At 74.0% G+C, this 23428-nt stretch carries 21 protein-coding genes; 13 read left to right on the top strand and 8 right to left on the bottom strand.

The window, feature by feature from the left end:
* Positions 1-19 precede the first annotated feature (19 nt).
* The 5 genes from ABD086_RS04570 to ABD086_RS04550 all read left to right on the top strand — a co-directional run bounded on the left by ABD086_RS04570 (position 20) and on the right by ABD086_RS04550 (position 3906).
* Positions 20-430, top strand: a complete 411-nt coding sequence (locus ABD086_RS04570) for an OsmC family protein (protein ID WP_343906071.1) — start codon at positions 20-22, stop codon at positions 428-430.
* A gap of 106 nt (positions 431-536) precedes the next feature.
* Complete coding sequence (locus tag ABD086_RS04565) at positions 537-1217, top strand: hypothetical protein (protein ID WP_343906070.1); 681 nt, start codon at positions 537-539, stop codon at positions 1215-1217.
* A 37-nt stretch (positions 1218-1254) separates the two neighbouring features.
* The gene (locus ABD086_RS04560) at positions 1255-1740 is read left to right on the top strand and encodes a sigma-70 family RNA polymerase sigma factor (RefSeq protein ID WP_343906069.1); all 486 of its coding nucleotides are present in this window, start codon (positions 1255-1257) and stop codon (positions 1738-1740) included.
* Between the two features lie 1022 nt (positions 1741-2762).
* Positions 2763-3407 (top strand): NAD(P)H-binding protein, encoded by a 645-nt coding sequence (locus ABD086_RS04555; protein WP_343906067.1) that lies wholly within the window; start codon positions 2763-2765, stop codon positions 3405-3407.
* Positions 3408-3480: 73 nt separating this feature from the next.
* Entirely contained in the window at positions 3481-3906 is a 426-nt protein-coding gene (locus ABD086_RS04550; RefSeq protein ID WP_343906066.1) for an META domain-containing protein, read from the top strand.
* Here the strand turns inward: ABD086_RS04550 and ABD086_RS04545 are convergent, their stop codons facing one another.
* Both ABD086_RS04545 and ABD086_RS04540 read right to left on the bottom strand, forming a co-directional pair.
* Entirely contained in the window at positions 3907-4584 is a 678-nt protein-coding gene (locus tag ABD086_RS04545) for a TIGR00266 family protein (protein WP_343906065.1), read from the bottom strand.
* Between the two features lie 76 nt (positions 4585-4660).
* The gene (locus ABD086_RS04540) at positions 4661-5782 is read right to left on the bottom strand and encodes a 5-methyltetrahydropteroyltriglutamate--homocysteine S-methyltransferase (RefSeq protein ID WP_343906064.1); all 1122 of its coding nucleotides are present in this window, start codon (positions 5780-5782) and stop codon (positions 4661-4663) included.
* Positions 5783-5819: 37 nt separating this feature from the next.
* Between ABD086_RS04540 and ABD086_RS04535 the strand changes: the two genes are divergently transcribed.
* The 4 genes from ABD086_RS04535 to bar all read left to right on the top strand — a co-directional run bounded on the left by ABD086_RS04535 (position 5820) and on the right by bar (position 9119).
* A complete protein-coding gene (locus ABD086_RS04535) occupies positions 5820-6251 on the top strand; it encodes a cupin domain-containing protein (RefSeq protein ID WP_343906062.1) in 432 nt (143 codons plus the stop codon).
* Positions 6248-6979, top strand: a complete 732-nt coding sequence (locus tag ABD086_RS04530; RefSeq protein ID WP_343906060.1) for an SDR family oxidoreductase — start codon at positions 6248-6250, stop codon at positions 6977-6979. Before ABD086_RS04535 ends, ABD086_RS04530 begins: the two co-directional genes overlap by 4 nt.
* Before the next feature lie 70 nt (positions 6980-7049).
* Positions 7050-7985: a carbamate kinase gene (locus ABD086_RS04525; protein WP_343906058.1), complete on the top strand. Its 936-nt coding sequence runs from the start codon at positions 7050-7052 to the stop codon at positions 7983-7985.
* Between the two features lie 39 nt (positions 7986-8024).
* Positions 8025-9119 carry a barbiturase gene (gene bar, locus ABD086_RS04520; RefSeq protein ID WP_343906056.1) on the top strand — a complete coding sequence of 365 codons (1095 nt, stop codon included), beginning with the start codon at positions 8025-8027 and terminating at the stop codon, positions 9117-9119.
* Between the two features lie 128 nt (positions 9120-9247).
* Here the strand turns inward: bar and ABD086_RS04515 are convergent, their stop codons facing one another.
* From ABD086_RS04515 to ABD086_RS04505, 3 genes are all read right to left on the bottom strand, one after another.
* Positions 9248-9877, bottom strand: a complete 630-nt coding sequence (locus ABD086_RS04515) for a class I SAM-dependent methyltransferase (RefSeq protein ID WP_343906054.1) — start codon at positions 9875-9877, stop codon at positions 9248-9250.
* On the bottom strand, positions 9874-11043 hold the full coding sequence (locus tag ABD086_RS04510) for a CaiB/BaiF CoA transferase family protein (protein ID WP_343906053.1): 1170 nt from the start codon (positions 11041-11043) through the stop codon (positions 9874-9876). The genes ABD086_RS04515 and ABD086_RS04510 overlap by 4 nt, the downstream gene beginning before the upstream one ends.
* A 71-nt stretch (positions 11044-11114) precedes the next feature.
* Complete coding sequence (locus ABD086_RS04505) at positions 11115-11714, bottom strand: DJ-1/PfpI family protein (RefSeq protein WP_425571528.1); 600 nt, start codon at positions 11712-11714, stop codon at positions 11115-11117.
* A 38-nt stretch (positions 11715-11752) separates the two neighbouring features.
* On the opposite strand from ABD086_RS04505, the gene ABD086_RS04500 reads away from it, so the two are divergent.
* On the top strand, positions 11753-14974 hold the full coding sequence (locus ABD086_RS04500) for an ATP-dependent helicase (protein ID WP_343906049.1): 3222 nt from the start codon (positions 11753-11755) through the stop codon (positions 14972-14974).
* The gene (locus ABD086_RS04495; protein WP_343906048.1) at positions 14971-18147 is read left to right on the top strand and encodes an ATP-dependent helicase; all 3177 of its coding nucleotides are present in this window, start codon (positions 14971-14973) and stop codon (positions 18145-18147) included. Before ABD086_RS04500 ends, ABD086_RS04495 begins: the two co-directional genes overlap by 4 nt.
* On the opposite strand, the gene ABD086_RS04490 is transcribed toward ABD086_RS04495, so the two are convergent.
* Positions 18117-19190: an FAD-dependent oxidoreductase gene (locus tag ABD086_RS04490; protein ID WP_343906046.1), complete on the bottom strand. Its 1074-nt coding sequence runs from the start codon at positions 19188-19190 to the stop codon at positions 18117-18119. The genes ABD086_RS04495 and ABD086_RS04490 overlap by 31 nt on opposite strands.
* Entirely contained in the window at positions 19124-19993 is an 870-nt protein-coding gene (deoD, locus tag ABD086_RS04485; protein ID WP_343906044.1) for a purine-nucleoside phosphorylase, read from the bottom strand. The genes ABD086_RS04490 and deoD overlap by 67 nt, the downstream gene beginning before the upstream one ends.
* An 86-nt stretch (positions 19994-20079) precedes the next feature.
* On the opposite strand from deoD, the gene nudC reads away from it, so the two are divergent.
* Complete coding sequence (gene nudC / locus ABD086_RS04480) at positions 20080-20991, top strand: NAD(+) diphosphatase (RefSeq protein WP_343906042.1); 912 nt, start codon at positions 20080-20082, stop codon at positions 20989-20991.
* 15 nt (positions 20992-21006) lie between these two features.
* Here the strand turns inward: nudC and ABD086_RS04475 are convergent, their stop codons facing one another.
* The gene (locus tag ABD086_RS04475; RefSeq protein ID WP_343906041.1) at positions 21007-21258 is read right to left on the bottom strand and encodes a mycoredoxin; all 252 of its coding nucleotides are present in this window, start codon (positions 21256-21258) and stop codon (positions 21007-21009) included.
* An 80-nt stretch (positions 21259-21338) separates the two neighbouring features.
* On the opposite strand from ABD086_RS04475, the gene ABD086_RS04470 reads away from it, so the two are divergent.
* Positions 21339-23378 carry an ATP-dependent DNA helicase UvrD2 gene (locus ABD086_RS04470; RefSeq protein ID WP_343906039.1) on the top strand — a complete coding sequence of 680 codons (2040 nt, stop codon included), beginning with the start codon at positions 21339-21341 and terminating at the stop codon, positions 23376-23378.
* Positions 23379-23428 lie beyond the last annotated feature (50 nt).

Below are 23428 nucleotides of genomic sequence, written 5' to 3'. Positions count from 1 at the left end.
CGGGGTATATGGTCGGAACGTGACGACCGCCCAGGACCTGCAGACCCTCCACGTCGAGCACCTCGGCGACGACCGCTTCGAGATCGTCGTGCGCGGCCACCGCGTGCTCGTCGACCAGCCGCTCGAGGCGCACGGCGGGGACCGGGGGCCCACGCCGACCGAGCTGTTCGTCGCCTCGCTCGCCTCCTGCGTCGCGTTCTACGCGCGCCGGTACCTGCGCCGGCACGGGCTGCCGGAGCAGGGCCTGGCGGTGAGCACGGACTACGCGATGGCGAGCGGACCCGCCCGGGTCGGTTCGCTGCGGATCCGGATCGACCTCCCCGACGGCGTGCCGGAGGAGCGCAGGGCGGCGCTGCTCGGGTTCGCCAGCCACTGCACGGTGCACAACTCGATCACGCGCGAGCCCGAGATCGTGGTGGAGCTGGGCTAGGACCCGCTCCCCGGACCTCGGTCGGCGCCGTGCCCGAGGCGGGTCCACCCTTGTGGGTGGGTCCGCCCGGGCGCATCATCGAAGACACGGCGCTGAGAAGCTGGTGATGCCGGTGGGCACGACCGATGTCCTGAGCAGCTCGATCCGGTCCGCGCACTCGCGGATGGCGGAGCGGCTCGCGGCCGCGCGGGCCATGGAGGCCCCGGCGGACCGGCCGCGGGACGGGTACGAGCGGATCGACACGTTCCTCGCCACCACGAGCAAGCACCTGCACGCGGTGGACGCGGTGCTGCTCCGGCCGGTCCGCAAGCAGGTCGCGGACGGCCCGCACCTGGTGCACGACTACCTGCGCGCCGCTCGCGAGCTCGAGGTCGTCCTCGCGCACGTGAAGGCGCACGAGTACGGCTCGGTGTACGAGACCTCCTTCGCCTGGCCCGAGGTCTGGGCGGACGTCGACGACGCGCTCGGCGACCACCAGCGCCACGAGTGCGAGCTCGGCGTCCGGCTGACCGCGGCGCTCGACGACCGGGAGCTGGACCGGCTGACCGTGCGGCTCTACCACGCGGAGCTGGCCGCGCCGACGCGGCCGCACCCGTACACGCCGCACACCGGGATGCTGGGGCTGGTCGCCCGCAAGGTGATGCACGCCGTCGACGGCTTCTGGGACACCGTCGAGGGCCGGATGGTCCCCGAGCCGGCGCGCGAGCCGAAGAAGCCGCCGGGCCGGGTCGCCCAGTACTTCCTGGCCGATCCGCGCTTCGACGAGGAGGAGAATCCCACGCTCTAGGCTCCACGGATCCGGCTCCGCTCGCGTTAGGGGGGACATGGACGTGGTGGACGGCGAGGCCGACTGGGGGAGGGTCGCCGGCGCGCTCGCGCCCGGGCTGCTGCGCCTGGCCGTGATGCTCACCGGCTCGACCACGGACGCCGAGGACCTGCTGCAGGCGACGTTCGCCCGCGCGCAGCGCCACGGCCGCCGGATCGCCGCGATGGCGGCGCCCGCGGCGTACCTGCGCACGGTCATGGTCAACGAGCACGTCTCCGACCGGAGACGGCGGCGGCTGCGCACGGTGCCGCTGGAGCACGACGTCCCCACGACCGCGCCCGTGGAGGTCGAGCACGACGTGTGGGGCTGGCTCGCCACGCTCCCTCGCCAGCAGCGCGCGGCGCTCGTGCTGCGCTTCTACGAGGACCTGCCGGACGGGGAGATCGCGGCCGCCCTCGGCTGCAGCGCGGCCACCGTCCGCTCCCACGTCTCGCGCGGTCTCGCCTCGCTGCGCGCGGCTCTCGTCACCGAGGAGACCCGATGAGCACCTGGACCGACGAGCGGCTCGCCGACCTGCTGGCCGCGACGTTCGCCGCCCACGAGGCGGACGCGGACCCGGCCGTCGCGCACCGGATCGCGCTCGCGACGCCGCCGGCCCGGCGCCGCGGGTGGCGGGTCCTCACCGCGGCCGCGGCGTCGGTCGTCCTGGTCGTCGCCGGCGGCCTGCTGGCGACCCGGCACGACGCCAGGCCGGAGCCGGCCCGTCCGACGCCGGCGCCGGCGCNNNCGACGCCGACGCCGTCGCCGACGCCGACGCCGACCGAGCCGGGCCACAACCGGCGGGCCGCGATCCTCGAGACCGACCGGCTCGCGTCCGACGTCCCGGTGCCCCCCGGGGCACGGACCGTCGCGTCGCCGCGCGTCGATGATCTCCGGGGGTGGGTCGGGGACGTCGACCCGTCGCTGGCGAGGACCCTGTGGTGGGTGGTACGGATGCCGTCCGACGACGTCGACGCGTGGTACCGACGGCACCGTCCCGCGGGTGCGCACCGAGACGGTGACTACACGTACTGGACCGCCCGGGGCACCGCCGCCTACACGGAGCCCTCCGTCTTCGTGTCCCTCGCCCGGCTCGGTCCGGCCCGGACGCGGATCCGCATCGACGTGACCATCGCGGCCCGCGCCGACCGGACCGCCGAGACGTTCGTGCCGGACGCGGTCACGAGCATCGACGTCACTCGCACCGACGTCACCGGTCCCGTGGGACCTCCCGCGAGCACGACCGTCTCGGACCCCGCGCGGGTGCGGGCGATCGTCGCCGCCTACAACCGCCTCTGGGGCGCGCCGGCTCGCGCGGCGGGGCGCCCGTGTGCCAGCCCGGTCGGCGACCTCCACGTGTACTCGGCGACCTTCCACTGGCCGGGCCACACGCTCTCCGTCGACCCCGGTGCGCCGCTGTGCGGCCGGGGCCGCTCGCTGGTCCTCGACGGCAGGGAGCTCGACGCCACGCTCGAGGACTCGGAGGCGTTCGACGCGGCACTCGCCGCGGGGTTCTAGAGTCCGGGCATGACCCGAGTCGCCGTGTTCGCCGGCCGCGGCAAGACCGGCCGCGCGGTCGGTGCGCACCTCCCGGACGCGCGACTCCTCGGCCGCGACGGCTGGGACCTGACGGGCTGCGCCGCGGCGTACCTGATCGCGCCCAACCTGCACCCCGACGAGCCGGCGTACGTCGCGGACGCGCTGGCCGCGATGCACGCCGCGGGCGTGCCGCGGGTGGTCTACCACTCGGTCGCGTCGCCGTACGCGCCCGCGATGCCGCACCACGTGGGGAAGGCGGTGTCCGAGGACCTGGTCCGCCGGTCGGGGCTGGCGTGGACGATCCTCCAGCCCGGCGCCTACCTGCAGAACCTCGACCTCGGCGGACCGACCGTCCGCGTGCCGTACGACGTGGACGCCCCCTTCGGCTTCCTCGACCTGGCCGACCTGGGCCGCGCGGCCGCGCGGGTGCTGCTCGAGGACGGCCACGTCGGCGCGACGTACGAGCTGGCCAGCCGGCGGGCGACGGTGCGGGAGCTGGCCGAGGAGGCCGGGATCGTCGCCGAGCGGGTGCCGGACCCGGGCACGCACCCGTGGCTGACGGCGATGTTCGCCTACTACGACCGGCACGGCCTGCCCGTCGGCACCCGGACCCTCCGGGCGCTGCTGGCCTGAGCGGGGGAACCCGGTGGACTTCTGATCCGGTCTCTGGTCGGGTGTGAGGACGACCATCTCGGGAGCTGATCTGATGCGAATCCTCGCGGCCCTCGCCGCCACCCTCACCCTGCTCGCCGGCTGTGGCTCCGACGACCAGGACGGTGCCTCGGCGCCTGACCCCGCCGACCTCGACGCCACGACCTTCACCTCGACCGACGTCAGCGGTCACGACCTCGTCGAAGGATCCGCCGTCACGCTGTCCTTCCAGGAGGGCACCCTGGCGGTCAAGGCCGGCTGCAACACGCAGACCGGCGAGTACGACGTCGACGACAACGGCACGCTGAAGTGGACCCGCCCGGCCGCGTCCACCACGATCGCCTGCCCGACGCCCGACCTGGCCGAGCAGGACCAGTGGTTGGCCGGGCTCTTCACCGACGGGATGGACGCGACGCTGGACCGCGGCACGCTCACGCTGACCGGCAGCGACGACGTGGAGCTCGTGCTGTCGGCCGGCTGATCAGCTGCTGCTCTGGGTGGGCAGCTTCGGGATCAGCCACCCCAGGAACGCGTCCTGGCTGCGCGTCTGGAGGTAGATCCGGCCCGGGCCGGTGAGGTCGCAGACGAGGCCCTCGCCGGAGAAGAACGTGGACTTCCAGTTGCCGACCTTCCGCACGTTGTACTGGATGCCCTCGGTCCAGGCCACCATGTGGCCGGTGTCGACGGTGTAGGTCTGCCCCGCCTGCAGGTCGATCGCGTGGATCGCGCCGTAGCTGGACAGCACCAGCTGACCCTGGCCGGCGATGCGCAGCATGAACAGGCCCTCGCTGGAGAAGAACGTCTTGCCGCCGCCCCACTGCGTGTCGACGGTGATGTCGTTGGAGCAGGCGAGGAACGACCCGGACTGCACGTAGAGCGTGCCGTTCAGCGGCCAGGACACGACGTCGCCCGGCAGCGCGGGAGCGACGTAGAGCTCCGCGCCGTCGGCCTGGGCGGTGAAGGTGTTCATGAAGAACGACTCGCCACCGAGCACCGCGCGCTTCAGGCCCTTGAGGACCCCGCCCTGCGTGGAGGTCTCCATGGTGAGGCCGGGGGACATGGCCAGCATCGCCCCGGACTCGGCGCGGACGACCTCGCCCTGGGTGAGGGTGAGCTTGGCGGTGGCGTACGCCGGGCTGTAGAGCACTTCGGACTGCATGGGACTTCTTCCTGGTGGCCCGAGGCGGATGGGTACGCCGAAGCGTAGCGATCCCCGGGCCGCCCCGGACCGACTTCTACCGACCCCAGATCTCGTCGGCGAGCTCCACCAGCAGCGCGAGCTTCGCCTTCTCCTGGTCGACGCTGAGCGAGTTGCCCTCGAAGGTCGAGGAGAAGCCGCACTGCGGCGAGATGCAGACCTGGTCGAGGTCGACGTACTTCGCGGCGTCGTCCAGCCGCCGCTTCAGCGCGTCCTTGGACTCCAGCTCGCCGCGCTTGGTGGTGACGATCCCGAGCACGACCATCTTGCCGGGCGGCACGTGGCGCAGCGGCTCGAACGTGCCGGACCGCTCGTCGTCGTACTCGAGGAAGAAGCCGTCGACGTCGAGCTGGTTGAACAGCGCCTCGGCGACGAAGTCGTAGCCGCCCTCGGCCACCCACGAGTCGCGGAAGTTGCCGCGGCACATGTGCGTGGTGACGGTGAGCCCCTCCGGCCGCCCGTCGAGCGCCTCGTTGAGGTGCCGGATGTACGCCTCGTGGAGGTGCTCGGAGTCCTCGCCGCGGTCGGCCATCGCGCGGCGCTGGTCGGGGTCGTTGAGGTAGGCGAGCGAGGTGTCGTCGAGCTGGAGGTAGGTGCAGCCCAGCTCGTGCACCCGGCGGACCTGCTCGCGGTACGCCGCCGTCAGGTCGCTCCAGAACTCCTCGACGTCGGGGTAGACCTCGGGATCGATCGCCGCGGCGCCACCGCGGTAGTGGACCATGCTCGGCGACGGGATCGTCAGCTTCGGCGTGACGCCCTCGGAGACGTGGTCGCGCAGGAACGCGAACGCGTCGCCGAAGATGGTCTCCGAGATGCCGAGCTTCCCGTCCACCCGGAGGGCGGCGGGGGTGAAGTCGAGCTCGCCGGCGGCGTTCTTGAAGTGCACGGTGAGGTTGTCGTGCGCCTTGCTCACGCCGTCGAGGCTGTAGATGAAGTCCATGTGCCACGAGCCGCGGCGGAACTCCCCGTCGGTCGCGGACCGCAGCCCCGCGGCGCGTTGCAGGTCGATCACCTCGAGGATCGCCTCGTCCTCGATCTCGCGGAGGCGCTCGGCGGTGATGGCGCCGGCGGCGTGGTCTTCGCGGGCCTGCAGCAGGTGCCGCGGCCGGAGCAGGCTGCCGACGTGGTCGGCACGGAACGGCGGAGTGTCTCGAAGCACGGCCCTACCTTGCCACGCGGGCTGACAGACTCGGCCCATGGTTCACCCCGTTGACCGCGGTCTCCCCGGGAGGCCGCCGCTCGCCGAGGCGCTCGACCTGGAGCCGCACCCCGAGGGCGGGTGGTACCGGCAGACCTGGGTCGCGCCCGAGACGGTGACGCTCGCGGACGGCCGGGTGCGGCCCACGGCGACGCTCATCCACTTCCTGCTGCCGGCCGGCGAGTCGTCGGCCTGGCACCGGGTCTCCTCGGACGAGGTGTGGCTCGCGCATCAGGGCGCCGTCACGCTCGAGCTGGGCGGCTCGGGAGGGACGCCGGAGCCCGCCGCGGTCGTCGAGGTCGACGCCGCCCGGCCCCAGGCGCTGGTGCCGGCCGGGACCTGGCAGCGGACGGTGCCGCGCGCCGTCGACGCGCTGGTCAGCTGCCTGGTCTCGCCGGGCTTCCACTTCGACGACTTCGAGCTCGCATGAGCCTCACCCTGGTCACCGGCGGCACCCGCGGCATCGGTGCCGCGACCGCGCTGCGCCTGGCCCGCGACGGGCACGACCTGGTGCTCGGGTACGCCCGCGACGACCGCGCGGCCGAGGAGACGCGGCTCGCGGTCGAGGACGCCGGCGCCCGCTGCCGGACGGTGCGCGCCGACCTGACCGACCCGTCCGGCGTGGACCGGCTGTTCGAGGCGGCGGGCCCGGTCACCGGCGTGGTCAACAACGCCGGCGCCACGCTGCACCTCGGCCCGCTCGCCGAGACCCCGCCCGAGGTGATCGCCGCGACCGTCGACCTCAATCTCACCGCCGCGCTGCTGGTCGCCCGGGCCGCGGTCCGCGCGATGGGCACGTCGTACGGCGGCTCCGGCGGCGTGCTGGTCAACGTCAGCTCCGGCGCGGCGACGCTCGGCTCACCGGGGGAGTACGTCCAGTACGCCGCCGCGAAGGCGGGCGTCGACGCGCTCACCCTCGGCCTGGCGCAGGAGGTCGCGGGCGATGGCGTCCGCGTGGTGGGCGTCGCGCCGGGCATCGTCCGCACCACCATCCACGCCGACGCGGGCGAGCCCGGCCGGATCGACCGGGTCGGCCCGCGGGTGCCGCTGGGCCGCGCGGGGGAGCCGCACGAGGTGGCCGACGCGATCGCGTGGCTGATGAGCGACGAGGCGTCGTACGTCACCGGCACGACGCTGCGGGTTGCTGGGGGACGGTGACGGCGCGGACCCGGTTCTCTTGGCAACTCCTGCCGAAGCACGGCGTTGGCGCGGTCACTAGGTTCGTCGCATGAGGGTCCTGCTCGCGCTCGGTGGCAACGCCATGACGAACGCCGACGGCCGGGCCCGCCCGGAGGACCAGATCGCGGCGGCGCAGGTCGCGATGGCGGCGGTCGCGGACCTGCTCCACGAGGACGTCGAGGTCGTGATCACCCACGGCAACGGCCCCCAGGTCGGCAACCTGCTGGTCAAGAACGAGCTCGCCGCGGCCGTCGTACCGCCGGTGCCGCTGGACTGGTGTGGCGCCCAGACGCAGGCGACGCTCGGGTTCGTGCTGATGAACGCCCTCGAGACCGCGATGGCCGAGCGGGGCGTCGACCGGCGTGCGGCCGCGCTGGTGACCCGCGCGCTCGTCGACGCCGACGACGCCGGCTTCACGAGGCCGAGCAAGCCGATCGGCCGGTTCCTGCCCGCCGAGGAGGCGGCCGTCCTGGTCGAGCACGGCGAGACCTGGGAGGACCGCGGCGAGAAGGGCTGGCGGCGCGTGGTCGCCTCGCCCGAGCCCCGGGAGATCCTGGACGCCCCCGCCGTGCAGGTGCTGGTCGAGGCGGGGTTCGTGGTCGTCGCGAACGGCGGCGGCGGGATCCCGGTCGTCCGGGACGCCGACGGCCGGCTGCGCGGCGTGGAGGCCGTCATCGACAAGGACCTCGGCGCCGCGCTGCTGGCCCGGACCGTGGCCGCCGACGTGCTGGTGATCGGCACCGACGTCCCGAACGCCGTGCTCCGGTACGGCACCCCGGCCGCCGAGGCGCTCGGCACGGTCACCGTCGAGCGGCTGCGCGCGTACGCCGCGGAGGGCCACTTCGCCAGCGGCTCGATGGGGCCCAAGGTCGACGCCGCCTGCCGGTTCGTCGAGCAGGGCGGGACGCACGCCGTGATCACCGACCTCGACCACATCTCCGACGCCATCGCCGGCGAGGCCGGAACCGTCGTCGTAGCCCAGTAGCCACCCACGAGCCGCACCCCCACGAGGAGAAGAGAGCAGATGCCCAGCGCCATCGAAGTACGCAAGGTCCCGATCCACTCGGTCGCCGACGCCAGCGAGCTCGCGAAGCTCATCGACGACGGGGTGATGGAGGCCGGCCGCGTCATCGCGATCATCGGCAAGACCGAGGGCAACGGCGGCGTGAACGACTACACGCGGATCATCGCCGACCGCGCGTTCCGCGAGGTGCTCGTCGAGAAGGGCGCCGACCCGGACGCGGTGAAGCAGGTCCCGATCGTGTGGTCCGGCGGCACCGACGGCGTGATCAGCCCGCACGCGACGATCTTCGCGACCACCGACGCCGAGCCGACCGACGAGCCCCGGCTGACCGTCGGCTTCGCGATGAGCGAGCGGCTGGCGCCCGAGGACATCGGCCGCACCGCGATGATCACCAAGGTCGCCGACGCGGTGAAGGTGGCGATGGAGCGGGCCGGCATCACCGACCCGGCCGACGTGCACTACGTGCAGACCAAGACGCCGCTGCTGACCATCCACACCATCCGCGACGCCAAGTCGCGCGGGAAGACCGTGTGGACCGAGCACACCCACGAGTCGATGGACCTCTCCAACGGCTGCACCGCGCTCGGCATCGCGGTCGCCCTCGGCGAGATCGAGATGCCGTCCGACGAGGACGTCATGCACGACCGCTCGCTGTACTCGTCGGTGGCCTCCTGCTCGTCCGGCGTCGAGCTGGACCAGGCGCAGGTGGTCGTGGTCGGCAACGCCCCGGGCGTCGGCGGCCGCTACCGAATCGGCCACTCGGTGATGAAGGACGCGCTCGACCAGGACGGCATCTGGGACGCGATCCGCTCGGCCGGCCTGGACCTGCCCGAGCGCCCGCACACCTCGGACCTCGACGGCCGCCTGGTCAACGTGTTCCTCAAGTGCGAGGCCTCCCAGGACGGCGAGGTCCGCGGCCGCCGCAACGCGATGCTCGACGACTCCGACGTGCACTGGCACCGCCAGATCAAGGCCTGCGTCGGCGGCGTCACCGCGGCCGTCACCGGCGACCCCGCCGTGTTCGTCTCCGTCTCCGCCGCCCACCAGGGCCCGGACGGCGGCGGCCCGGTCGCGGCCATCGTCGACCTGGGGTGAGGGGGGCGGCGGTTTCCCCGGTCAACCGGGGAAACCTGAACTTGTCGGCCGAAACTTCGGCCGACAACGTCAGGGATTGGCCGACAAGTCCGTGCCGGAACGCACCCTTCGTCTGAGCGCGGCGGCGCTCAGACGAAGCTGAACAGCCGCCCCTCGGCGGGCGGCGTCCGGGTGGGCCCGGGCCACTCGTGCACGCCGACCCGGAAGCCCGACTCGTCGGCGACGTAGGAGACCTCCTCGAAGCCCGCGTCGGCGAAGAGGGAGCGGACCAGCTCCGCGGGATCGCCGGCGTGCGTCGAGGGGTCCTGCGGCACGCGACGGCCGCGCGTCCAGATCACGCAGCCGCCGGGCGCGAGCAGCGAGGGCAGGGCCGTCACGGTCCTGGCGACGTCGTCGTCGCTGACGTTGCCGAAGACCCCGCACGCCAGGAGGACGTCGGCCGGCACGCCGCCGGCGTACGACGCCGCCGTCCCGGCGTCCGCGGTCCGCACCTCGAGCCCGGCGGGCGCCGCGGCCCGGGCGCGTCCGGCGAGCACGGGGTCGAGCTCCACCAGGACGCCGGTCACGGTCGCGCCGGTCGCGGCGACGACCGGCAGCGTGTCCCGCCCGTCACCCGCGCAGAGGCTCAGCAGCCGCAGCGGCCGGTCGGCCGACCGCAGCAGCGACTCCAGGCAGGCACGCACCGTCTCGAGCCGGCGCGACAGCGAGGACGACGGGTCGTCGTACCCCCGGTACCAGTCGTGCCAGTCCCGGCTCACGTCTCGAGCCACTCCCGGATCGACTCGTCGTGCTGCCCCAGCGTGGGCGGCGCGAGGTGCTCCGACCGCCCGCCGGAGTAGGGGTTGTCGTCGAAGCGGATCGGCGAGCCGGGGAGCCGCAGCTCCCCTTGGGTCGCGTGCGCGACCGACAGCAGCAGCCCCTGCGAGAGCGTCTGCTCCCACGAGTAGACGTCGTCCATCGAGCGCACCTTGCCGGACGGCACACCCGCCTCCGCGAGCAGCGCGAGCCAGTGCTCGGCGGGCTCGGTGGCGAACAGGCCCTCGATCCGCGCCACCAGCGCGTCCCGGTTGGCCACGCGGAGCGGGTTCGTGGCGAACGACGGCTCGGCCGGGTCCCAGCCGAACGCCGCGCACAGCGACCGCCACAGCCCCTCGCTGCCGCAGGCGATCTGCACGGGCGCCGTCGCGGTCGCGAACATCCCGTACGGCGCGATCGACGGGTGGTGGTCGCCCGCCAGTCCCGGGACCTCCCCGGCGACGGTCCACCGGGTGCCCTGGAAGGCGTGCACGCCGATCATCCCGGCGAGCAGCGACGTGCGCACGACCCGCCCCACGCCGGTCCGGGTGCGCTCGTGCAGCGCCGCGAGGACGCCGAACGCGCCGTTCATCCCCGCGATCAGGTCCGCGATCGGGACGCCCACCTTGGTCGGCTGCGACGTTCCGGTGATCGACATCAGGCCGCCCTCGCCCTGGGCGATCTGGTCGTACCCCGCGCGCTTCGCCTCGGGGCCGTCGTGGCCGAACCCGGAGATCGACAGGACGACCAGCCGCGGGTTCAGCTCGTGCAGCCGGGAGACGGGGAAGCCCAGCCGGTCGAGCACGCCGACGCGGTAGTTCTCCATCAGCACGTCCGCGCGCGCGACCAGCTTCTCCAGGACCTCGCAGTCGGCGGGGTTCTTCAGGTCGAGGACCATCGACTCCTTGTTGCGGTTCGCCGAGAGGAAGTACGTCGACTCGCGCTCCTCCTCGTCGCCGATGAACGGCGGGCCCCACGACCGGGTGTCGTCACCGGTCGGCGGCTCGATCTTGATGACCCGCGCGCCCATGTCGCCGAGCATCATGCCGGCGTGCGGCCCGGCGAGCGCGCGGGTCAGGTCGAGCACGAGCAGGTCGGAGAGGGGGCCCTCCGGGGTCGAGGCGGTCATGGCGGCACGCTACTGACGAGCCCGGACGGCGCCTACGGCGATAGGTGACAACGCCGGAGGACGACGACGCCCTACGACTGCCACATCCACTCCATCTCGGTGACCGTCCGGTCCTTGGTCTCCTGCCCGGCGAGCAGCTGCACGACGTGCAGGGCCAGGTCCACGCCGGCCGAGACGCCGGCGGAGGTCAGGATCGTGTCGCTGCTGCGCACGAACCGCTGCCCGCGCACGACCTTGGTGGTCGGCGAGATCTCCGCGAGCTCGTCGTACGCGTCGTGGTGCGTGGTTGCGGCCCGCCGCTCCAGCAGCCCGGCGGCCCCGAGCACCAGCGCGCCGGTGCACACCGACATCAGCAGCTCGACCTCGGCCGCGCGCTCCCGGACCCACGCGAGCAGCCGCTCGTCCTTCGTCAGCGCCCGGGATCCGGCGCCGCCCGGGATCACCAGCAGGTCCGGCGGCGGGGCGTCGTCGAGGGAGTACGTCGGCAGCACGGCGAACCCGCCGCGGCCGACCGCCGGTGATCCGGTGAGGCCGACGGAGAACACCTCGAAGGGGTTGCCGTCGCCGAGCTCGCCGGCGACGTTGAAGACCTCGTAGGGACCGGCGAAGTCGAGCACCTCCATGTCGTCGAAGGCGAGGATCGCGACCGTTCTGTGACTCACGGGAGTCATTGTGCTGGCATGTCGGCGCCGGATGATCGAATGACTGCATGACGGCCACGACGTACCACCTGGTGCGACCCGAGCACGCCGTCACGGTCCCGGATCTCGACGAGCACCAGCGCCGGGTCGTCGACCACGCCGGCGGGCCGCTGCTCGTGCTGGCCGGCCCCGGCACCGGCAAGACCACGACGCTGGTCGAGGCGATCGTCGACCGGATCGACAACCGCGGCGCCCGGCCGGACGAGATCCTCGCGCTCACCTTCTCCCGCAAGGCCGCCGAGCAGCTCCGCGACCGGGTGACGGCCCGGCTGGGCCGCACCATGTCGACCCCGCTGAGCTCGACGTTCCACTCCTTCGCCTACGGGCTGATCCGGCAGTACTCGCCCGCCGAGCTCTACGAGGCGCCGCTGCGGCTGCTGTCCGCGCCGGAGCAGGACGTCGTCCTGCGCGAGCTGCTGACCGACCACCCCGAGTCGGTCAGCTGGCCGGAGTCGCTGGCCCGCGCACTCGGCACCCGCGGCTTCGCCCGCGAGGTGCACGCCGTGCTGTCCCGCGCCCGCGAGAAGGGGCTGGACGGCGAGGCGCTGCGGGCCCTGGGCGAGGCCGAGGGGCTGCCCGAGTTCGTCGCCGCCGGGCTGTTCCTCGACCAGTACCTCACCAACCTCGACTCCCAGGGCGCCACCGACTACGCCGACCTGATCCGCCGGGCCACCATCGAGGCGCAGGCGCACCGCGACGAGCTGCGGGCGCGGATCCGGGCGGTGTTCGTCGACGAGTACCAGGACACCGACCCCGGCCAGGTCGCGCTGCTGCGCGCGCTCGCCGGCGACGGTCGCGACCTGGTGGTCGTGGGCGACCCGCACCAGTCCATCTACGGGTTCCGCGGTGCCGAGGTGCGCGGCATCCTCGACTTCCCGGCGGAGTTCCCGCACGCCGACGGCCGCCACGCCGACGTCGTCGCGCTGCGCACCACCCGCCGGTTCGGCCCGCGGCTCCTGGTGGCCGCGCAGCGGGTCGCGGGCCGGCTCGCGCTGCCGGGGAGCATCCCCGAGGAGGCGCGCACGGCGTTCCTCGCCCCGGAGGCGGCGCCCAACGACCTCGGCGACGGCCGGGTGCTGGTCCGCACCTTCGACACCGAGCGCGCCGAGGCCGAGCACCTCGCCGACCTGCTCCGCCGTGCCCACCTCGAGGACGGCGTCCCCTGGGACGAGATGGCGGTGCTGGTCCGCTCCGGCCGGACGTCGATCCCGCCGCTGCGCCGCGCCCTGGGCGCCGCCGGCGTGCCGGTCGAGGTCGCCAGCGACGAGGTCCCGCTGGTCCGCGACCCCGCCGTGCTCCCGTTGCTGGACGCGCTCCGCGCGGTGGTCAACCTCGACAACGAGGACCCCGACCACGTCGACTTCCTGGATCCCGCCCGGGCCGAGGCGCTGCTGCTCGGCCCGCTCGGTGGGCTCGACGCCGGCGACGTACGCCGCCTCGCCCGGCGGCTGCGCACCCGCGAGAAGGAGCAGAGCAAGGCCGACGGTCGCACCCCGCGCACCTCCCGCGAGCTCGTCCGCCGGGTGGTCGTCGAGCCCGGCTTCCTCGACGGCCTCGACGGCCCCGAGGTGGTCCGGGCGCGGGCGCTCACGCAGCTGCTCCTGGACGCGCGGGAGGAGATGCGCTCCGGCGCCTCCGCCGAGGAGCTGCTCTGGACCCTCTGGTCGCGCACCGGGTGGCCGGCCCGGCTACGCCGCTCGGTGGACCTCGGCGGCGGCGCGGCGCGCCGAGCGCACCGCGACCTCGACTCCGTGTGCGCGCTGTTCGACGTCGCCGCGCGGGCCGAGGAGCAGCGCGACCACGTCGGCGTCCGGGCGTTCCTGGCCACGCTCGTGCAGCAGCAGATCCCGGCCGACACGCTCGCCGAGCGCGGGGCGCGCGGCTCCGCCGTACGCCTGCTGACCGCCCACCGCGCCAAGGGCCTCGAGTGGCGGCTGGTCGTCGTCGCCCACGTCCAGCAGGACGGCTGGCCCGACCTCCGGCGCCGGTCCACGCTGCTCCAGGCCGACCGGATCGGCGAGCACGGCGTCGTGCCCCCGGTGACCTCGCGCGAGCTGCTGATGGAGGAGCGCCGGCTGTTCTACGTCGCGTGCACGCGCGCGCGGCAGCGGCTGGTCGTCACCGCGGTCGCGTCCGCCGACGACGAGGGCGAGCAGCCGTCGCGGTTCCTCGACGAGCTCGGCGTCTCCGTCGAGCGGGTCGTCGGCCGGCCGCCGCGGCCGCTGTCGCTGGCCGGGCTGGTGGCCGAGCTGCGCCGCACCGTCGCCGACCCCGACACCTCCGAGCCGCTCCGCGAGGCCGCCGCCCGCCGGCTCGCGCGGCTGGCCCCCGAGGTCCGCATCGCCGACCCGTCGACGTGGTGGGGCACCCGCGCCGCGACCCGCTCCGTGCAGCCGGTCCGCGACCCCGACCAGCCGGTGCCGGTCTCCGCGACCCTGCTGGAGTCGGTGGCGGTCTGCCCGACCCAGTGGTTCCTCGAGCGCGAGGCGGGCGGCATCTCCCGCGCGCACCAGTCCGCGAACCTCGGCGAGATGCTCCACGAGCTCGCGCAGCGGGTCGCCCGGGGCGAGCTCGAGCCCGCGGCCGACGTCCTGATGGCACACGTCGACGCGGTCTGGGACCGGCTCGACTTCCGCACGCCCTGGTCGAAGCTGCGCGAGCACGAGCGGGTCCGTGCCGCCATCAACCGGTTCCTGCAGTGGCACCTCGCGAACCCGCGCCGGCTGGTCGAGACCGAGGCGAGGTTCTCCACCGTGGTCGAGCTCGAGAGCCCTTCGACAGGCTCAGGACAGCGCGTCGAGCGGGTCCAGATCAGCGGGTACGCCGACCGCGTCGAGCTCGACGCGGACGGCAACGTCGTCGTGGTCGACCTGAAGTCCGGGCGCACCAAGCCCAGCAACAAGTCCGTCGAGAGCCACGTCCAGCTCGGGCTGTACCAGTACGCCGTCGACCACGGCGCCGTCGACGACCGGGTCCCCGGCGCCCGCGCCGGTGGCGCCGAGCTGGTCCAGCTCGGGCTCACCGACGGCGGCGAGGCCGCCGTCGTGCAGGCGCAGGACGTCCAGCCCGAGGACGGCGCCGCGCGCGCCGAGCTCCGCGCCCGGCTCGGCCACGCCGCCTCGCTCCTGCGCGGGGAGTCCTTCCCGGCGGTCGCGGGGCAGCACTGCCGCGACTGCACCTTCGTCCCGATCTGTCCGATCAAGAGCGCGGGGCCGGTGACCAGCCAGTGACGCCGCAGACCATCGACAGTCCCGAGGCGCTCGCGCAGGTGATGCGCACGCCCTACGCGCCCAGCGCCCAGCAGTGGGCGGCGATCTCGGCGCCGCTCACGCCCGCGGTCGTGATCGCCGGTGCCGGCTCCGGCAAGACCACGCTGATGGCCGCCCGCGTCGTCTACCTCGTGGTGACCGGCCAGGTGCGGCCCGACGAGGTGCTCGGCCTGACGTTCACCACCAAGGCGGCCAGCGAGCTGCGCCAGCGGATCCGGCAGGCTCTGAAGGCCGCGGGGGCGCTGGAGGAGCCGGAGGATGGCGAGGACGTGCTCGAGCCGACGGTCGCGACCTACAACGCCTACGCCGCCGGCCTGCTCACCGACCACGGCCTCCGGATCGGGCACGAGCCCGACACCCGGGTGATCACCGACGCGGCCCGCTACCAGCTCGGCGCCCGCGTGGTGGACCGGTACACCGGCGACGTCCGGCTGCTGTCGGACCACCCGGAGACCGTGATCCAGAACCTCCTCGCCCTCGACAGCGCGATGAGCGAGCACCTCGTGGCCCCGGAGGCGGTGCGCGCCGTCGACGCCGAGGCGCGCGCCGGCTTCGAGCGGGCGCTGGCCGACGAGGTCGCCGGCAAGAACCGCGTCACCTACCGCGAGGCCGTCGAGAAGGCGATCTCCGCGATCGACCGGCGGGCCGAGCTGCTGGGCCTGGTCGAGGCGTACCGGCGGCTCAAGCGCGACCTCGGCCTGATGGACTTCTCCGACCAGATCGAGCTCGGCGCCCGGCTGGCCCGGGAGCAGCCCGACGTCGGCGCCCTGGAGCGGAGCCGGTTCAAGGTGGTGCTCCTCGACGAGTACCAGGACACGTCGGTCGCCCAGGCGGTGATGCTCGGCCGCCTGTTCTCCGGTGGCCACCCGGTCACCGCGGTCGGCGACCCCAACCAGGCCATCTACGGCTGGCGCGGCGCCTCGGTCTCCAACATCCTCAACTTCGCCGACACGTTCCCCGCCGCCGGCGGCGCGCCGGTGCCGACGTACCCGCTCACCGTCAACCGGCGCTCCGACGCCCGCATCCTCGAGGTCGCCAACCGGCTGGCCGCGCCGCTGTACGAGAAGTACGGCCAGGTCGAGCCGCTGGTCGCCAAGCCCGAGGCCGAGACCGGCTCGGTGACGGCGCGGGTGTTCGAGACGCACGCCGACGAGCTCGACTGGCTCGTGTCCGCGGTGCGGGACGCCCACGACGAGTCATGGGCGGAGATCGGCGTCCTCACCCGCGACAACGCGCACGCCGAGGACGTCTTCGACGCGCTGACCGGCGCCGGCATCCCGGTCGAGATCGTCGGTCTCTCGGGCCTGCTCCGGCTGCCGGAGGTCGCCGAGATCGTCGCCACCCTCCACCTGCTCCACGACGTCACCGCGAACGCCGCGCTGCTCACGCTGCTCACCGGCCCGCGCTGGGCGATCGGGCCGCGCGACCTGCGGCTGCTCAGCCAGCGCGCGTTCGAGATCGCCGGCCGCCAGCGCCGGTCGGCCGACGCCGCCTCGGTCACCGAGAGCCTGCTGGAGATCGCCGACGGCATCGACCCCGCCGAGATCCCGTCCCTCGACGACGCGCTCGCCGACCCGGGGGAGCTGCCGTACTCCTCCGCGGCGCTGGAGCGGTTCGGGCTGCTGGCCGCCGAGCTGCGGATGCTGCGCATGTACGTCGGCGAGCCGCTGCTCGACATCGTCCGCCGGATCATCGACACCACCGGCACCGACGTCGAGCTCGCCTCCGCGGTCAGCCCGGCTGCGGCCGCCCGGCGCGACAACCTGGACCTGTTCGTGAAGGCGGTCGCGGAGTTCCAGGCCGTCGACGGCGACGTCACGCTGCCGGCCCTGCTGGCGTACCTGACCGCCGAGGACGACCAGGGCAACGGCCTGGACGTCGCGACTCCGACCGAGGCCGACTCGGTCAAGCTGCTGACCGTGCACCGGTCCAAGGGTCTGGAGTGGGACGCGGTGTTCCTCGTCGGGGTCTGCGAGACCCGGTTCCCGTCCAACCGGTCCCGCACCCTGTGGACCTCGTCGCCGGCGATCCTGCCGGCGCCGCTGCGCGGCGACGCGGCCGACCTGCCCCAGCTCGCCGGGTTCGACAAGGCCGCGCTCGACGCCTACCGCGCCGCCACCCGCGACCACGACGCCGAGGAGGAGCTGCGGCTCGGGTACGTCGCGTTCACCCGCGCCGCCCGCCGGCTGTTCGTGTCCTCGTACCTCTGGAGCCCGCGGGCCACCCCGTTCGGGCCCTCGGCGTACCAGCAGGTCGTGCGCGACCAGCTCGACGCCTGGGGCGAGCCGGCGGAGTGGCTCGACCGGCCGGAGAAGGGCGACCCCAACCCGTACGACGCCGTCGACCCGTCCCGGCCGTGGCCGCCGACGTGCACCGGCCGCGAGGCCGCGCTCCGGATCGAGGCCGCGCGCCGGGTGCGCGAGGCCGACCCGGACCTGCCGGACGCCGGTCTCGACATGATCGAGGCGGCCCGGGTCGCGGAGTGGGACGCCGAGCTGGAGCGGCTGCTCGCCGAGGCGCGCCGGGACCGCAGCACCGACCTCGCCGTACCCCTGCCGTCGAGCCTGTCGGCCACCGCGCTGGGCCGGCTGCGCGACGACCCCGAGGAGTTCGCTCGCGAGCTCGCCCGGCCGATGCCGCGGCCGCCGTCGTCGGCCGCGCGGTTCGGCACCCGCTTCCACGCCTGGGTGGAGGCGCGGTTCGGCCAGCAGGACCTGTTCGACTACGGCGACCTGCCCGGCCGCGCCGACGCGGGCATCGACGACGACTCCGACCTCAAGGAGCTGATCGCCACGTTCGAGGCCGGGCCGTTCGCGACCCGGGTGCCCGCCCAGGTGGAGGCGCCGTTCGCGCTCGTCCTGGCCGGCCAGGTCGTCCGCGGCCGGATCGACGCGGTCTACGGCGACACGCTGCCCGACGGGGGGCAGGGGTTCCTGGTCGTGGACTGGAAGACCAACCGAGCCGCGACCGCCGACCCGCTGCAGCTGGCGCTCTACCGGCTGGCCTGGGCGGAGCTGCACGACGTGCCGCTCGAGCGGGTACGCGCGGCGTTCTACTACGTCCGCACCGGCGAGGTCGTCGAGCCCGGCGAGCTGCCCGGCCGTCAGGCGCTCGAGGCGATGCTCTCGGCCTGAGCGAGGTGGGTCGCCACGCCCCGCGCGGCGACCCGGCCGGCCCGGTTGGCGCCGATGGTGCTCGCCGACGGGCCGTAGCCGACCAGCTGCACCCGGGGATCCGCGACCGCGGTCGTGCCGTCGAGCCGGATGCCCCCGTGCTCGGAGCGCAGGTGCAGGGGAGCGAGGTGCGCGATCGCGGGCCGGAAGCCGGTCGCCCACAGGATCACGTCGGCCGCCCACCGGGAGCCGTCGTCGAGCGGGGGGCCGGGCATCCGGACGCCGTCGGGCTCGATCGCGGTGAACATCGGGTGCCGCTGGTACGCGCCCAGCCGCTCCGCCTCACGCTCCTGCGCGCGCAGCGCCAGCCCGGTCACGCTGACCACGCTCGCCGGCGGCAGGCCGCGCCGTACCCGGTCCTCGACCAGGGCGACCGCCGCCCGCCCGCCCTCGGGTGTGAAGTCGTCGGTGCGCCACACCGGCTCCCGCCGGGTGACCCACAGCGTGTCGGCGGCGACCGGGGCGATCTCGCCGAGCAGCTGGACAGCGGACGCGCCGCCGCCGACGACGACCACGCGCTGCCCGCGGAAGTGGTCCGGCCCGGGGTAGCCCACCGTGTGCAGCTGCTCGCCGCGGAACGTCTCGATGCCGGGGTTGTGCGGCAGGTACGGCTGCGACCAGGTGCCGGTGGCGTTGACCAGGGTCCGGGTCGTCCAGGTGCGGTCGCCGGCGTGCACGACGAGCAGGTCGCCCTCGCTCGTGACCCGGTCGACGCGGACCGGCCGCAGCACCGGCAGGTCGTGCTCGCGCTCGTACGCGGCGAAGTACGCCGGCACGACGGTGTTCGCGCGGCCCGTGGCGCCCGCGGGGGAGTCGGAGTCCGGGAGCGCGGCGACGCCGTGCACGTCGTCCATCGTCAGCGAGTCCCAGCGGTGCTGCCACGCGCCGCCGGGCCCCGGGTCGGCGTCCAGCACGACGTGCGCGATCCCGCGCCGCTTCAGGTGGTACGACGCGGACAGGCCGGCCTGGCCGGCCCCGATGACGACGGCGTCGAGGATCTCCACACCCTCCTCAACACTTTCTGCCTCCCGACTATTTCGGGTCGTCCGCCTCTCGCGCCCCTATACGCCACCCTCAGGCGGACGACTCGGCTGCGCCGGTCCCCGCGGCCAGCGCGATCTCGACCATGTACCCGAAGGTGCGCTCCCGCTCGGCCGCGGACGTCGCCTCCCCGGTCGACGTGGTCGGAGACCGTGCAGATGGTGAGCGCACGGCGGCCGTGCTTCGCCGCGATCGTATAGAGCGCGCTGGCCTCCATCTCGACGGCCAGCACGCCGTAGTCGACCATCCGGGCGGCGAGCTCGGGCCGCGCCGGGTAGAAGGAGTCGCTGCTGTAGATCAGCCCGACGTGCGCGCGCCCGTTGGTCGAGCCGGTCGTGACCCCCGCGGCATTTGCGGCCGCGCGCAGCAGGCCGAAGTCGGCGACGGGAGCGTAGTCGAGCCCCTCGAACGCGATCCGGTTCATCGACGAGTCGGTGCACGCCCCGGACGCGATCACCACGTCGCGGACGGCGACCTGCGGCGACATGCCACCGCAGGAGCCGACCCGGATGACCGACTGCACGTCGTACTCGGAGAACAGCTCGGTGACGTAGATGGCCAGCGACGGCTGGCCCATGCCGGAGCCCTGGACCGAGACCGGGTGCCCCTGCCAGGTGCCGGTGTAGCCGAGCATCCCGCGGACCTCGGTGTAGAGCCGGGCGTCCTCGAGGAACGTCTCCGCGATCCACTTCGCGCGCAGCGGGTCGCCGGGCATCAGGACGAGGGGGGCGATCTCGCCCGGCCGGGCGCCGATGTGGGTGCTCATTTCGGGGTCCCCACGAGAGCGCGAGCGAAGCGAGTGGTCGAGTGGGGTGAGCTCACGTGATCACACCCTAGGGCTAGCCTCGCCCGGTGACGTATCCGCACGAGCGACTGGCCGCGAACCCCCACGACCGGATCGCCGAGCACCGCGCGAACGACGAGTGGCTCGAGCAGCGGTGGGCGGACCCGGAGACCCGCGTGCTCGTGGTGTCCGGCACCCGGATCCGGCCGAGGGACGGCCAGATCGACTGGGTCTCACCCGCCGAGGCGCCGGACGGCCTGCGGGTGCTGCTCGGCGAGCACGACGGCCGCGCGTGGTTCGCGGTGATCGTCGACGCCGAGGTCGCGAAGTCCGCGGAGCAGGGGGAGTGGACGCCGCTGCGCGGGCTGCTGCCGTACCTCGCCGACGACGCCGTCGCGGTCGCGCCACTGGTCTTCCACGCCCTCGGGCTCGCGGAGTGGCTGTTCGTGACCCGCTACTGCCCGCGCTGCGGCGAGCCGCTGCGACCCCGGAAGGCCGGCCACGAGCTCGTGTGCGCGAACGGGCACACCCAGTTCCCGCGCACCGACCCCGCGGTGATCATGGTCGTCACCTCCGGCGAGCCGGGGTCGGACGACGAGCGCTGCCTGCTCGGCCGCCAGGCGGTCTGGCCCGAGGGCCGCTTCTCCACGCTGGCCGGCTTCTGCGAGCCCGGGGAGACCCTCGAGGACGCCGTACGACGTGAGGTGCGCGAGGAGGTGGGCATCACCGTCGGGAAGGTGGAGTACTTCGGCAACCAGCCGTGGCCGCTCCCGGCGAGCCTGATGGTCGGCTTCGTCGGGCACGCGGAGACGACCGAGGTCACCGTCGACCGGGACGAGATCGAGGACGCCCGCTGGTTCACCCGCGCGGAGATGAAGGAGCTGGCCGAGGCCGGCACCCTGGTGCTCCCCGGCGGCGTCTCGATCAGCCGGTCGCTCGTCGAGCACTGGTACGGCGGGCCGCTCCCCGGCGCCTGGTGACCCCCCGTCCGGAGATCACCCCACCAGCGCGGCGAGCTTCTCCTTGACCTGGGCGAGCGACGGGTTCGTCTGCGCGGTGCCGTCGGCGTAGACCAGCGTCGGGACGGTCTGGTTGCCGTTGTTGGCCGACTCGACGACCTCCGCGGCGGACGGGTCCTGCTCGATGTCGACGATGTCGTAGGCGATGCCCTCACGGTCGAGCTGGCTCTTCAGCCGGTGGCAGTAGCCGCACCAGGGGGTGGTGTACATGGTGAAGGAGCTGCTCATCTGGGACTGTCGCCTCCGACGTCTAGGGTGTGGGTCGTCCACCGGATCCAACCACCCGTACCCAGGAGTTGTTCCCCCGCATGCCCGCCCCCGAGGACCTGCTCGCCGCGCTCGATCCGGAGCAGCGCCGGGTCGCGGAGGCGCTGCGCGGGCCGGTCCGGGTGCTCGCCGGCGCGGGCACCGGCAAGACCCGGGCGATCACCCACCGGATCGCGTACGGCGTCGCCACGGGCGTCTACGCGCCCACGGAGGTGCTCGCGGTCACGTTCACCACGCGAGCGGCGGGCGAGATGCGCGGCCGGCTCCGCGCGCTGGGGTCCCCGGGCGTGCAGGCCCGGACCTTCCACTCCGCGGCGCTGCGCCAGCTGCGGTACTTCTGGCCGCACGTCCAGGGCACCGAGCTGCCGACGCTCACCGAGTCCAAGATCGGCCTGCTCGCCACCGCGGCCCGGCGGCAGCGGCTCCAGGCCGACCAGGCGCTGCTGCGCGACCTGGCCTCGGAGATCGAGTGGGCCAAGGTCAGCAACGTCCACCCCGACGACTACGCCCGGATCGCGGCCCAGCGGGGCCGCAGTGTCGCCGGCCAGCACCCCGAGGTCGTCGGCCACGTCTTCGGCTCCTACGAGGAGGTCAAGCGCAGCCAGGGCCGGATGGACATGGAGGACGTGCTGCTGCTCACGGCCGGGATGCTCGCCGAGGACGAGCGCGTCGCCGCGCAGGTGCGCCGCCAGTACAAGTGGTTCGTCGTCGACGAGTTCCAGGACGTCTCACCGCTCCAGTCCGCGCTGCTCGACCTCTGGCTCGGCGGCCGCGACGAGCTCTGCGTCGTCGGCGATCCGGCGCAGACGATCTACTCGTTCGCGGGCGCGAACGCGGCGTACCTGCGCGAGTTCCCGCAGAAGTACCCCGGCACCACCTCGGTCGAGCTGGTCCGCAACTACCGCTCCACGCCCGAGGTCGTCGACGCCGCCAACACCCTGCTCGCCGGCTCATCCAGCCGGGGCGTCGAGCTGCGCGCCCAGCGGCCGTCCGGCCCGAGCGTCAGCTACACCCCGCGCCCCGACGAGGTCGCCGAGGCGGAGGCGGTCGCGGCCCAGGTCCTCCGGATGCGCGACGCCGGGCGGTCGCTCGGCGAGGTCGCGATCCTGTTCCGGATCAACGCGCAGTCCGAGGCGTTCGAGGAGGCCCTCGCGGCGCGCGGGCTGCCGTACGTCGTGCGCGGCGCCGCCCGGTTCTTCGAGCGCCCCGAGGTGCGCGAGGCGGTCACGCGGCTGCGCGGTGCGGCCCGCTCCGGCGAGGCCGACGCCGCCGATGACTGGGTGGACGCCGTCCGCGCCATCCTCGCGGGCATGGGCTGGACCCAGGACGCGCCCACCGCCCGGGGCCAGACCCGCGACCGGTGGGAGTCCTGGCAGGCGCTGGTCGACCAGGCCGCCGAGTTCGCGACCGGCCACCCCGGGACCGACCTGAACGCCTTCGTCGACGACCTCGACCGCCGCGCCGCGGAGCAGCACGCGCCGGTCGCCGACGGCGTCACGCTCGCGACCTTCCACGCCGCCAAGGGCCTGGAGTGGGACGCGGTGTTCCTCTGCGGGCTCCAGGACGGCACGCTCCCGATCACGTACGCCGAGACACCGGCCGCGATCGAGGAGGAGCGGCGGCTGCTCTACGTCGGCATGACCCGCGCCCGCGTCGACCTGCACCTGTCCTGGGCGCTGGCCCGCAACCCGGGCGGCCGCGCGTCCCGCAAGCCGTCGCGGTTCCTCGACCCGCTGCTGCCCGACGAGGCGCGCGCCCAGCGCGACCAGCCGCGGCACCGCAAGGTGGCCAGCTGCCGCGAGTGCGGCAAGCCGCTGATGACCGGCGCCGAGAAGAAGCGTGGCCGGTGCACGGACTGCCCGGCGTCGTACGACGAGGAGCTGTTCGAGCGGTTGCGCGAGTGGCGCAAGGAGCGCGCGGGGGAGGAGAGCGTCCCGGCGTTCGTGGTGTTCACCGACGCCACGCTCCAGCTGATCGCCGAGCAGAAGCCCCGCACGCCCGAGGCGCTGCTGCGGATCAACGGCATCGGCCGGTCCAAGCTCGAGCGGTACGGCGAGGACGTGCTCTCCGTCGTGGGTTGAGCCGTCGGCGAGCCGTCCGGGGCCGCGTTTCGAAGAAATTCGAGAAATAC

The organism is Nocardioides aquiterrae (assembly GCF_039526625.1).
GTDB lineage: Bacteria > Actinomycetota > Actinomycetes > Propionibacteriales > Nocardioidaceae > Nocardioides > Nocardioides aquiterrae.
This window is presented reverse-complemented; position numbering and strand designations above follow the sequence as displayed.

Bases quoted from the DNA above. Each gene is read 5' to 3' on its own strand.
- ABD086_RS04565 (WP_343906070.1), top strand. From the start codon at position 537: ATGCCGGTGGGCACGACCGATGTCCTGAGCAGCTCGATCCGGTCCGCG.
- ABD086_RS04560 (WP_343906069.1), top strand. From the start codon at position 1,255: ATGGACGTGGTGGACGGCGAGGCCGACTGGGGGAGGGTCGCCGGCGCG.
- ABD086_RS04555 (WP_343906067.1), top strand. From the start codon at position 2,763: ATGACCCGAGTCGCCGTGTTCGCCGGCCGCGGCAAGACCGGCCGCGCG.
- ABD086_RS04550 (WP_343906066.1), top strand. From the start codon at position 3,481: ATGCGAATCCTCGCGGCCCTCGCCGCCACCCTCACCCTGCTCGCCGGC.
- ABD086_RS04545 (WP_343906065.1), bottom strand. From the start codon at position 4,584: ATGCAGTCCGAAGTGCTCTACAGCCCGGCGTACGCCACCGCCAAGCTC.
- ABD086_RS04535 (WP_343906062.1), top strand. From the start codon at position 5,820: ATGGTTCACCCCGTTGACCGCGGTCTCCCCGGGAGGCCGCCGCTCGCC.
- ABD086_RS04530 (WP_343906060.1), top strand. From the start codon at position 6,248: ATGAGCCTCACCCTGGTCACCGGCGGCACCCGCGGCATCGGTGCCGCG.
- ABD086_RS04525 (WP_343906058.1), top strand. From the start codon at position 7,050: ATGAGGGTCCTGCTCGCGCTCGGTGGCAACGCCATGACGAACGCCGAC.
- bar (WP_343906056.1), top strand. From the start codon at position 8,025: ATGCCCAGCGCCATCGAAGTACGCAAGGTCCCGATCCACTCGGTCGCC.
- ABD086_RS04510 (WP_343906053.1), bottom strand. From the start codon at position 11,043: ATGACCGCCTCGACCCCGGAGGGCCCCCTCTCCGACCTGCTCGTGCTC.
- ABD086_RS04505 (WP_425571528.1), bottom strand. From the start codon at position 11,714: ATGACTCCCGTGAGTCACAGAACGGTCGCGATCCTCGCCTTCGACGAC.
- ABD086_RS04500 (WP_343906049.1), top strand. From the start codon at position 11,753: ATGACGGCCACGACGTACCACCTGGTGCGACCCGAGCACGCCGTCACG.
- deoD (WP_343906044.1), bottom strand. From the start codon at position 19,993: ATGAGCACCCACATCGGCGCCCGGCCGGGCGAGATCGCCCCCCTCGTC.
- ABD086_RS04475 (WP_343906041.1), bottom strand. From the start codon at position 21,258: ATGAGCAGCTCCTTCACCATGTACACCACCCCCTGGTGCGGCTACTGC.
- ABD086_RS04470 (WP_343906039.1), top strand. From the start codon at position 21,339: ATGCCCGCCCCCGAGGACCTGCTCGCCGCGCTCGATCCGGAGCAGCGC.